This window comes from Pseudomonas lundensis, from assembly GCF_001042985.1.
GTDB lineage: Bacteria > Pseudomonadota > Gammaproteobacteria > Pseudomonadales > Pseudomonadaceae > Aquipseudomonas > Aquipseudomonas lundensis.
On record NZ_JYKY01000017.1, the window covers coordinates 72,144 to 83,511 of the forward strand.

At 56.4% G+C, this 11,368-nt stretch carries 9 protein-coding genes; 7 read left to right on the plus strand and 2 right to left on the minus strand.

Annotated elements, in window-relative coordinates; translation table 11 throughout:
- Window positions 1-56 precede the first annotated feature (56 nt).
- Window positions 57-4,322 (plus strand): dermonecrotic toxin domain-containing protein, encoded by a 4,266-nt coding sequence (locus TU74_RS14680; protein ID WP_048376934.1) that lies wholly within the window; start codon window positions 57-59, stop codon window positions 4,320-4,322.
- A gap of 85 nt (window positions 4,323-4,407) precedes the next feature.
- Here the strand turns inward: TU74_RS14680 and TU74_RS14685 are convergent, their stop codons facing one another.
- On the minus strand, window positions 4,408-4,644 hold the full coding sequence (locus TU74_RS14685) for a glutaredoxin family protein (RefSeq protein WP_047293035.1): 237 nt from the start codon (window positions 4,642-4,644) through the stop codon (window positions 4,408-4,410).
- A 78-nt stretch (window positions 4,645-4,722) separates the two neighbouring features.
- Window positions 4,723-5,820: an acyltransferase family protein gene (locus tag TU74_RS14690; RefSeq protein ID WP_047293033.1), complete on the minus strand. Its 1,098-nt coding sequence runs from the start codon at window positions 5,818-5,820 to the stop codon at window positions 4,723-4,725.
- Between the two features lie 175 nt (window positions 5,821-5,995).
- Here TU74_RS14690 and TU74_RS14695 point away from each other — a divergent pair, with 175 nt between their 5' ends.
- From TU74_RS14695 to TU74_RS14720, 6 genes are all read left to right on the plus strand, one after another.
- The gene (locus TU74_RS14695) at window positions 5,996-7,732 is read left to right on the plus strand and encodes a cation:proton antiporter (RefSeq protein ID WP_047293031.1); all 1,737 of its coding nucleotides are present in this window, start codon (window positions 5,996-5,998) and stop codon (window positions 7,730-7,732) included.
- A gap of 127 nt (window positions 7,733-7,859) precedes the next feature.
- Window positions 7,860-8,174: an ElaB/YgaM/YqjD family protein gene (locus TU74_RS14700; RefSeq protein ID WP_047273963.1), complete on the plus strand. Its 315-nt coding sequence runs from the start codon at window positions 7,860-7,862 to the stop codon at window positions 8,172-8,174.
- Window positions 8,175-8,176: 2 nt separating this feature from the next.
- The gene (locus TU74_RS14705; protein WP_047273962.1) at window positions 8,177-8,551 is read left to right on the plus strand and encodes a phage holin family protein; all 375 of its coding nucleotides are present in this window, start codon (window positions 8,177-8,179) and stop codon (window positions 8,549-8,551) included.
- Window positions 8,548-8,889, plus strand: a complete 342-nt coding sequence (locus tag TU74_RS14710; protein WP_047273960.1) for a hypothetical protein — start codon at window positions 8,548-8,550, stop codon at window positions 8,887-8,889. Before TU74_RS14705 ends, TU74_RS14710 begins: the two co-directional genes overlap by 4 nt.
- A 144-nt stretch (window positions 8,890-9,033) precedes the next feature.
- Window positions 9,034-10,365, plus strand: coding sequence for a deoxyguanosinetriphosphate triphosphohydrolase (locus tag TU74_RS14715; RefSeq protein ID WP_047273958.1), 1,332 nt, complete (start codon window positions 9,034-9,036; stop codon window positions 10,363-10,365).
- 369 nt (window positions 10,366-10,734) lie between these two features.
- Window positions 10,735-11,361 (plus strand): response regulator transcription factor, encoded by a 627-nt coding sequence (locus tag TU74_RS14720; RefSeq protein WP_047273956.1) that lies wholly within the window; start codon window positions 10,735-10,737, stop codon window positions 11,359-11,361.
- Window positions 11,362-11,368: the final 7 nt, after the last annotated feature.

Sequence of the window (11,368 nt, forward strand, 5' to 3'; positions counted from 1 at the left end):
CGCTTGGCTGGACTCAAGCCAGGGCCGCACTACCTGACTATTGGTGAGTTATCTCTATGAGTGATGTGTTTCATCTATCGGATGCCTTGAGCGCCGAACTGGTAATGGCAAGCCCCGATGCCGAAAAGCAACTCATCCAGACCTGGACCGAGCTGGATACAGCAATTCAAACGGTATTGGCGGATCAACCTACCCTTGAATCAGTCCTGCAAAACCAATTGAAAACCCGTTTTCCTGACGCGTCAGGCAGGCTGAATCCTGAGCACCTGCTGGTTGAGATCAAACCCACCCATCCGGTTTCGACCGCAGATAGCTCGCAACCCCTGAGCGTCATGGATACGGTACTGGATACCTTTCGGACGGGGATTTACCCCCATTACCCGCAAAACCGGACCACTGTGGGCATGATTAACGCCGAGCCTGCCACAGGTCTTGATGCAGGCCTTTTTGAAACCTTTGTCGCGGACACTCGCCAGCACGTGCGCAGCTATTTTTCGCAACAGACAACCGAGTTCTGGCAATCCCGGACCCCGCTCACCGGTGCCCTTTCCAGAAAGGCCTGGTTGCTGGACAAGCTCAGCGCATTGCTGGAGGCCGAGTCTCAATTGCTGTCTTTCGACAGCACACTGACGCCTGAGCACATCGTGCTGGTCAATCAGGTGGTGCGCTACCCAACCCTCGCGGCCCGCGCAGCGCTGACTGCTTTCTCGCGCCCGGCCGTCTACGCCTTGGCGCTAAAAACACCTGATGAACCTGATCAGGCTAATTTGACCGGTGCATTTGTCATCACGGCCCGTGATGGCACCGGCGCGGACAACGAACAGGGCGCGTATTCGATTCCGGAAAAAACAGCTGCGGTGCACATCCGTTCGACTGCCGATGCAGGCAAGGCGGTGCTGTACACACCCTCAGGTGGCTTGGAGGGTTTTGAATCGTTACAGGCATTGCACACTGAAATTGAACGACGCTGGCGCAGCCCTTCGGAGTTCGAATCGATGCTTGAGCTGCTTTCAACGCAGGATCTAAACCGCATCGAGACGTGGGATAAAGGCGTGACCTCATCGCTTGAGGTGCTATTCAGTGAAATTCAGGTCTCACTGTTTGAGCATGTATTGACTGCGCATGACGACCAGCGTGAGCAGAACATCATTCATCTGCTGCTCAATTCGGCTAACCACTCCACGCAAGCCATTAAAGAAGGGCTGGCGCATGCCGTCGATTATGCGCACCGCTTCAAACAGGCCAATGCCCTCAATGCGCGATCTGTCAAACGTATTGCCAAAACGGCACGCGACTGGCTGCTTAAAGCCACGAGCGTTGACCGCCAGGCCTGGCTTGATGCGTCTGAGCACTATCAATTGATGAGCCTGATCGCCAATGAAAATGGCGCGCCCTCTCCAGCTCAATTTGGCGACCGACCGTTCCTGCTGCGTTATGCACGTGAACAAATACGCCAGCATATCCAGGTCGAATATGGATTGAACGTTGACCCGGATACCCTCCTGATTACGGTCACTGCCGCCGAGCGAGGATCGGGGCCTGTTATCCCGTTGACGGGCTGGGCGCCCTCGTCCTACACCGCCGCCAACAGTCTTTCACGCACCGGGCCGACTATCCAACTGGCCAGTACCACCCGAACCATGACTGAACTGGCGTTGGAGAATGTCAGTAAATTTGATATTGACTATGCACTGACGGCCCGCGTGACAAGCCTTACCAGCGACGACACATCATCGTCACCACTGACGGCAGGGCAGATAAAAACCATCATTCGAACCGTCAATATTGGCGATAACTATGAAGCTTTCCTCAAAGACACACTCATCGACTCTCCAAAAGCTGTAGCGCGACGAGAGTCCGCCATGCAACTGATGCTTGCGCAACTGCGTGTGGATGCCCTGGAGGCCAAAATAACCGGGGACTTCTTCCCTGATCGGCTGGCTCGGGGTTATCGATGGGTTGAAGCGGCATTCAATGAAGCCTCTTCACCGTCGATCCCGGCAGTGGTGGAAGGGCATACGATTAAAGTTTTTCAACTGTTGATCAGTGAAGCCACCGTGCGCGGTGTGTTGATCTTTGGCACGCCACCGGATGTGGAAAGAGAAGATCCTGCACTGATGCTCGACCTTCTTGCGCCTCACCCGCATTTTGCCGTCCAATCTCTCGTGGTTTACACCCCGTCAGCCCCGGACGGCAAGCGTTTCCGTGAGTACGTAAGCCGTCAGCATCTGGCTAAAAAATTTCTGACCAACCCGCAGTTGAACGACTATTTCGTTTCGCGCGTCAGCCACAGTCATCAGGATCGTGTGCGCCGACTACTCAACAAAGGGTTGAGGGCACCGGATGCGAAACTGTTACCCGTTACTGGAAACTTTATCGAACAGGCGTGCCTTGCAGAAGCTCGCCACGCATTAGCCAATGCAGATGCACTGAGCAATTCAACCTCCGAAGTGAACCAGCTCACTGTTTGGAACAGCATTGAAACAACAGTGGATGTCGTGACCGCAGTGTTGCCGCTCAAAGTGACCGCGCCCATTGCGCTGGGACGCAGTTTGATGTCGCTGTGGAATTTCATCGACGCGCTCAAGCGCGACAGCCAGCGTGAAGCCATCGGCCATTGGGTGGGCATGATTTCGCACTGGGTGGACGCTGGTATCGATATTGGTGTGGGCATCGTCAGGGCCTCGAAGACAGTTGCAACACCCGCTCCGGCGCTTGATTCGAAATGGCGTTTCACCCAAAGCGTGTCCGACCTGACCTTGCGCACCGACGGGATCTACCAGGGTGTCTATGAAAAAATAATTTCACGCAGTGAGACTTCGCAGTTTTTCATTCATCAAGAGCAGCACTGGTTTCAAGTTATATACGATTCGCACTTGAGCACATGGCGCGTGATGGATATGCGTAATCCGCAAGCCTGGTATCGCTCGCCTATTGCACGCGACAGTGCAGGCGTATGGCGCATCGAACATCCGCAGGCGGGTTTGCGCGGCGGTATGAAATCGACTCTGGCACCCTTTCGCGTGAGGGTCGCATTTCCGAACTTCAGTTTCAGAGAAGCCCGAAAATTACTGGACCAATTTGATTTTCCGCACGCCAACCAAAGTCGCCTGGAGCTGGATCTGGCGGAATACTTGGTCAAACATCACGAGTTTCCCATCTGGTCACGACAGTACCTCAAACCGGGTCTGGGTGAAGCCGCCGCACGGGCGCGGGCTGCAAGTTCCGGTGCCAACGTGCGCTTGAGCAACAAACGCACCCTGCCCGCTGCGTCAGAGGATTTACCGGTAAAAAAAACCAAACAGCCCGTATTCTCAACCACCACGGCAGTCGTTGAGCCTCTAAACAGCACAAGCTGGAAGCGCTGGGGCAAAACGTTTAATGAGGCTCAATTAAAACCGGAGAGCATCAATCCACCCATTTCAAAAGTTACCGACGCGCTGGGCACTCATCGGGTCATCGACATAGACGGGCTCTATTACGAAATATTGCCGCAAGGCAACCTCGCCCAAGGCAATCGTGTATTTATCAAATACCCGGACAAGCCATGTAATAGCTACGAGCAATTAGGCTTGCGCATCCATGAAAGTCCCTTTTTACAGCCCCGGATGGCCGTCTTCACTGACGGAGCATGGACTGTATTCCCGCCATTTTTCCACAAGTCCCTCGCCCAGTTTGTCGGCTCCCTTCTACCTGCATTAACACCTGCATCACGCAGTGCACTGGCCAAAAAACTCTATCGTATGGCCGATGCTTCAAGCCCGGACTTGACACCTGCCCGCATGAGAAACATCAACAACACCTTGCACGGGTGGCGAGCAGGACAAGCGGTGCCCGACAACATTCACCTGGGTGACCCACTCGCGCTGTTGGCACAGGGAACAGGCATCGGTAACAAAACGTTCACACTGAGCCAATTGACGCGCAAGGATTTTTTCAACCAGTTAGACCTGATCCTGCTCCCCAGTGAACGCCTGTTGCTGACTGAACCTTTGGGGCTCAACAAAATGATGAAGGCCCTGCTGGAGCGCCTTGGGTTTGACATTTATCCAGATGTCACGAGCGCGACTGAAGTGGTGTTCCGCCGAAAAGGCGCTGGCACCATGAACTATCTGCAACTACACCGTGTTGACACGCCACAGATTTCACTGGCCAAACCGCTGACGGAATCGGTCGACGACTGTATCCGGCGCAATCCTCTGTCGCCGCTTTCCATGGCGCTGAAGACAGCCAAACAGGAAGGCAAGTTGTTGACGTTCCTGGGCGGGGTTCAAGTTGCCCCGCTCAGCGACGTGCCGACCGGGTTCATCTATAGGGCCTGACACAGCGGCGTGAACCCCTGCTGCGCTGCGCCATGCCGAGCCATTCGATCAGCATGGGGCGGTGCATCAGCGGTTGGACGTCGACCTACCGCAGAAACGCCACAATCTGTTCGGTATCGAATGGCCAACCCAACTCGGCGCCCGTGTCCACGCGACGCAGGACAGGAATGCGCAACCCGTAGGCTTCAAACAGTGCCTCGCTGTCGGCAATATCGATCAGTTCGACCAGTAAACCGTGTTCGACCAGCGGCATGACTTCTGCTTCAGCGAGTTCACACAGATGACAACCCAGCGTGCCGAACAGTTGACATTCGGAAGGCATAATTCACGACCTGAGAAAAATAGGCGTTCATTCTAGGAGCCTCACCCTTTGTCGTCGACCCGAATCCGGCGCCGCCAGTCACTTGGCCGAGTCGGTCTGCGGGCGCCGGGGGCTGACGGCGAACGTGCGAGCACAATAGGCTGTGGCCCAATCCAGTACCGGTTTCTCGAAGAAACGATAGGCCAGCGCCCCGTAACACAGCACGGCGGCCATCATGAGCAGCAGAAACAGCGCGTTGTCCCACGGACTGTCAGGCCACGCCCCGACCCGCTGCCAAAGATGACCGATCACCCCCAACACCAACAAATGCGACAGGTAAATGGTGTAGGACATATCGCCGGTAAAAACCAGAAACGCGGGCACGCGAATCAACTTGCGGCGTTCCAGCAGCGCCAGCGAGCCCACGACGGCGCCGAACACCAGCCCTACTGACAGCATGCGCACCAGCCCTTCGGCAAAGAACAGCTTGTACCCGTAAATCAGCGGGAAACCCGCCAGCAGTGCGATCAGCAACGTCGTCCACACCCAAGCGGTCGGGACCTTGGCGCTGTGCTTGCTGTAAAAAAATAACGCCAGTGCGCTGCCCGCAATGAACTCCAGCGCATAGGGGTGAAGCATGATTTTCAATGCCGGATTGAAGTCTTGCCAATTGGCCAGCCCGTTGAAGGCAACCAGCCCGATCGCCCATAGCGCGAGCAACACCGGCAGGTGTTTTTCCCTGAAAAACAACAGCCCGGTGAAGACCAGGTAAAACCACAGCTCAAACACCAGCGACCAGGCCACCATGACCAGCAACACGCGGTCGTTGGGCAACAGCAAAAACGACATCAGCAGGTTCGAACTGCCGTGTGAGGTGTTCACCACCCCCGGCATCGCCAGGGTTACGCCGAGCGTAATGAAGAAGTACAACCAGTAGTTGGGGTAGATGCGCGACAGTCGATTGAACACAAAGCGCCGGGTTTGCACGGCGTTTTGAAAGCGCCCTCGGGTCACGATGACCATGACAAAGCCGCTGATGACGAAAAAAAGGTCGACCCCCAGCTGAAAAAAATTCACCAGCGCTGGCAATAACAGATCGCCACCGGAATACTTCGCCTCCACCGACGCCATGTGAAATAACACCACCCCCAGAACGGCGGCGCCTCTCAAGCCTTGCAGGGAATACAGACGCTCCATAACGCTCCTGACGACTACGCTTGTCTTGCATCCAATTAAGCAGCTGGTTCTGAGCATAGCGAAGGACCGTCATTTTGGAATTTTGCCGTCAAACAATGATGCACATCAGCGCCGGCCCCTTCTGTTTGCCGGATGCTCGCGACTTTTTTTATTTGAACTGACAGGGAAGACTTTTGTGTTTGCCAATTTACTGATCATCCTCGCCTCTTCGCTGGTGGTGATCGCCTTTTTCAGGCGATTGAAACTGCCGCCGGTACTGGGCTATTTGTGCGTGGGCCTGTTTGTCGGGCCTACCGCGCTGGACTGGATCAACGACAGCCCGAACCTGCCCGACCTGGCCGAGCTGGGGGTGGTGTTCCTGCTGTTTTCCTTGGGGCTGGAGTTTTCGTTGCCCAAGATGCTGGCGCTGCGCAAGGTGGTGTTCGGGTTGGGCAGCTTGCAGGTGCTGTGCACCTCGCTGGTGCTAGGGGCGCTGTTGTATGCATTTGGCATGAGCCTGAACGCCGCGTTTTTGCTGGGCGCCGGGCTCGCCCTGTCGTCCACGGCCATTGTCAGCAAGGAGCTCACCAGCCTGGGTGAAATCTTCAGCCGCCATGGGCAGAACGCCATTGGCGTCTTGTTGTTTCAAGACGTGGTCGCGGTGCTGTTGCTGACGCTGGTGCCGGTATTTGCCGGGAGCAGCGATCAGGCCTGGTACTGGGCACTGCCCATCACGCTGGGCAAAACCGTGATTCTGTTCGTGGGCCTGTTACTGGCCAGCCGTTTTCTGCTGCCGCGCCTGTTCCATGAAGTGGCAGCCTCGCGCTCGGCGGAGCTTTTTGTGCTGCTGGCGCTGGTCATTGTGCTGCTGACCGCTTGGCTCACGCACTTGTTGGGCCTATCGCCTGCCCTCGGGGCATTCCTGGCCGGGATGCTGTTGGGGGAAAGCCATTACCGCCATCAGATCGAAGCCGACATCCGCCCGTTTCGCGACATCTTGCTGGGGCTGTTCTTCGTCAGCATCGGCATGCTCATCGACCTTCAACTGTTCGTGCACGACGGTTTTCTGATCCTGGGCCTGACCCTGGCCTTGCTGTTAATCAAGGGCGGCGTTGTGGCGCTGTTGGTCAAGCTGCGCGGCAGCGAGGGCGAGACCGCGTGGCGCAGCGGCCTGGCGCTGGCACAAGGCGGCGAATTTTGTTTCGCGCTGATGGCGCAAATGCAAAGCAATGCCTTGATCCCGCCCGAAATGGCCAGTTACCTGCTGGCCGCCACGTTCTGCTCCATGCTGCTGACGCCTTTGCTGCTGCGCGCGGCGCCACAAATTGCCGCACGCTTGCATCGCAAGTCGTACGAAGAAGCCGAGCTGGAAGAGATCGCGGCGCAGAACGCCGAATTGCACGGACATGTGGTGATGTGCGGCTATGGTCGCGTCGGTCAGTCCATCGGGCGGTTCTTGCGCAGTGAGCACCATGATTTCGTGGCGCTGGACTATGATCCTGAACGCATTCAGGAGGCCGCCAAGGTCGAGAGTTGCGTGCATTACGGCGACGCCCGGCGCGGCGACCTGTTACGCGCCGTGGGCCTGGACCGCGCGCGCCTGCTGGTGATTGCGGTCGACGACACGGATGTGGCCATGTGCGTGCTCAAAGAGGCGCGCCTGATCACGATTGATGTGCCGATACTGGTGCGCACCCGCGACGATAGCCTGTTGGTCGAGCTCAAGGCTGCCGGGGCAACCGAAGTGGTGCCCGAATTGCTGGAGTCGAGCCTGATGCTGGCCTCCCATGCGCTGATTCTGCTGGGCATCCCGGAACGCGCCGTTCGACACCGCGTAGACGAAGTCCGGCACAACCGTTACCACTTGCTGGACGGGTGCCTGGAAAACGCCGACGCGCGCGAAACGCCAGGCTTCAACCGCGAAGGCGAGTAATTTAAGGTAAGGTTTTGTCACAACGCACGGGTAACGGCTCCAGGGCCTGCCCGACACGAGAATTTCAGTGAACCTTCATTCACTGCCTACACTCTGAACCATCAAGAAGCCACTCACGGAGATCATCATGGCCCGCACTACAGCAAAAAATGCTCAAGAGATTTTGATGGCTGACTTCCAGACACTGGTTGCCGACACCGAACGCCTGCTGGAACACACCGCCTCGCTGGCGGGGGATCAGGCAGACGAACTGCGTGCACAGATCAAGGACAGCTTGCTCAAAGCCCGTGAATCCCTTGAAGAAACCAAGGAGTCCCTGCAAGAACGCGGTCAGGCTGCGGTGGTGGCCACTGAAGATTACGTGCAGGCCAACCCTTGGCAATCGGTCGGTATCGCGGCGGGCGTTGGCTTTCTGATTGGTCTGCTGGCTACGCGGCGCTGAATATGACTGACGAATCCGGCTCCCCTCGTTCCTCACCGCGGCGCCTGGGTGCCGCCTTTCTCGGCCTGTTGCACAGCCATGTCGAGTTGCTGGGCATTGAGCTGCAAGAACAGAAAGCCCGTACGGTCAGCCTGTTGCTGTTTGCCGGGCTGGCCTTGGTATTCGGGTTGTTGCTGCTGATCGGGTTGTCGGCACTGGTGCTGATTCTGGTCTGGGACAGCTATCGTCTGGCCGGCATCATCGGGCTGTGCGTGTTCTACACCCTGGCCGCCATCTACTGTGGCCTGCGACTCAAAGCGGCCGTGTTCGATGAGTCCTCTCCTTTCAACGCCACGCTTGAAGAGCTGGCCAAAGACCGCGAGCGTTTGTTGCCATGAACCTGCCTGAAATGCCGCCCAAAGCGTCGCGTCGCGAGATGCGCAAGGTGTTGATCCGCTTGCGGATGGAAATGCACCGCCAGGAGATCCGCCACGAAACGCAGCAGCTGCTACAGCCCTTGCAGAAAATGCGCGGGATGACGAGCAACTGGCAAGAAAGCCTGGGCATCAAGCACGCTCCGCTTTGGGGTGTCGGGGCGGTCACGCTGCTCGGGTTTCTGACGGGCAAAGGCGCCCGCTCCAAGGGCACCGGCCGCATGTCTCGCCTGATCGGCCTGACAACAGGTCTGTTGCCCTTGATCAAACTGGTGATTCAGAGCACAGCCCGCAAGCCTTGAACGTGTCCACATGATCGGCGCAGAGGGCAGCGAAGCAACACTCGCCTGCCCGCTGCGTCTGTTCATTCTGAAACCTGATCCCCCTTGCACCCTCCTGCGTGAAGCGAGAAGCTGAACCCCTACTCACTGACGGAGCACCGCGCCTTGGATTGGCAGACCCTACTTAATCGCGAACGCCTCGGAAAACCCCATCACAGCCCTGAAGAACTCGGGCGCAGCCCATTCCATAAAGATCATGACCGCATCATTTTCTCGGGCGCCTTCCGACGCTTGGGCCGCAAGACGCAGGTTCATCCCGTCACCAGCAACGATCACATTCACACACGCCTGACCCATTCCCTGGAAGTCAGCTGCGTGGGCCGTTCCCTGGGCATGCGGGTGGGCGAAACCTTGCGCAGCGCCCTGCCCGACTGGTGTGACCCCGCCGACCTAGGGATGGTGGTGCAATCGGCCTGCCTGGCCCATGACATCGGCAATCCTCCGTTCGGCCACTCGGGTGAAGACGCGATTCGCAACTGGTTCCAACAGGCCGCAGACCGCGGCTGGCTGGACGACATGAGTGAAGCCGAGCGTCGGGACTTCCTGAGCTTTGAAGGCAATGCACAAGGCTTCAGGGTGCTTACGCAGCTGGAGTATCACCAGTTCGACGGTGGCACCCGCTTGACCCACGCCACGCTGGGCACCTTCCTCAAATACCCGTGGACAGCACGACATGCCGACTCGCTGGGTTATAAAAAACACAAGTTCGGCTGCTATCAGAGCGAGCTGCCCCTGCTTCAAGGGATCGCTCAGAAACTGGGCCTCCCGCAACTTGAAGACGAGCGCTGGGCTCGCCATCCATTGGTGTACCTGATGGAGGCAGCCGACGATATCTGCTACGCCTTGATTGACCTGGAAGACGGTCTGGAAATGGACTTGCTGGCCTACCACGAAGTGGAAGCCTTGCTGCTGGGCCTGGTAGGCGATGATTTACCGCAAACCTATCGACAGCTCGGGCCCAAAGACTCAGAGCGGCGCAAGCTCGCCATTTTGCGCGGCAAAGCCATCGAACACCTGACCAATGCCGCGGCGCGCACGTTTGTCGAGCAGCAGGATGCGTTGCTTGAAGGCACGTTATCGGGTGATTTGGTCGAGCACATGCACGGCCCGGCAAAGCGTTGCGTGCTGGATGCCAAAAACATGGCTCGGCAAAAGATCTTCCAGGACAAACGCAAAACCCTGCATGAGATTGGCGCCTACACGACGCTGGAGATCTTGCTGAATGCCTTTTGCGGGGCGGCCCTGGAGCAGCACAAAGGGCGTACGCCCTCTTTCAAGAGCCGTCGCATTCTCGATCTGCTGGGTAATAACGCGCCAGCCCCTCACTGGCCACTGCATCGTTCATTCATGCGCATCATCGACTTTATCGCCGGCATGACCGACAGCTACGCCACAGAAATGGCCCGAGAAATGACCGGCCGCTCAAGCCCCGTCTGAGCCCCTGCTTTTCTATACACGGCTCATCCCGATAACGGATGAGCCCTGTATAGCCCTGTCAGAAAATGGCGTTTAACGCCAAAGAATTAAAACAATACAAATAAACACAACAACCAAATATCCCAACAGCATGTAGTACTTTTCCTTCATCGCACTAAACAACTGCTTTAAACCCCAAACATTCAAGCCAAGAAACAGCCAATCCCTTCAACAACCGGCTCTTCGCCTATTCAACTAACCGTACTCTCGCGCCTTAATTTGCGTAGGAATTTTCCCATACTACGTTTGTAGGCCAAAGGGTTCGTGTGCCCACTCCTATAACTGAGCTATGGTGCGCGCTTTCTATACCGTGCTTAACAGGAATTAACTATGACCACCGTCTTTATTGTCGACGACCATCCGGTTATCCGGCTCGCGATTCGTATGTTGTTAGAACATGAAGGGTATGAAATAGTCGGCGAAACCGACAACGGCGTGGATGCAATGCAAATGGTGCGCGAGTGTGTTCCCGATTTGATCATTCTCGACATCAGCATCCCGAAACTCGACGGACTGGAAGTGCTTGCACGCTTTAACGCCATGAACTCAACCCTTAAAACGCTGGTCCTGACAGCGCAATCCCCCACCCTTTTTGCCATGCGCTGCATGCAATCCGGGGCTGCCGGGTATGTGTGCAAACAAGAAGAACTGAGTGAACTTGTCAGTGCAATAAAAGCGGTCTTCGCGGGCTACAATTATTTCCCCAGTCAGGCCCTGGCACCCGAGCGTCACGAGGATGGGGATTCTTCAGAAATCGAATTATTCAAATCGGTCAACGACCGGGAGCTGATGGTTCTGCAGTTATTTGCACAGGGCAAGACCAACAAGGAAATAGCCAAAGGCATGTTTCTAAGCAACAAAACCGTGAGCACTTACAAGAAAAGACTCATGCAAAAACTAAAAGCGAATTCATTGGTTGATCTTATCGAATTAGCCAAACGCAATTCTTTAGTGTGAGAAACAG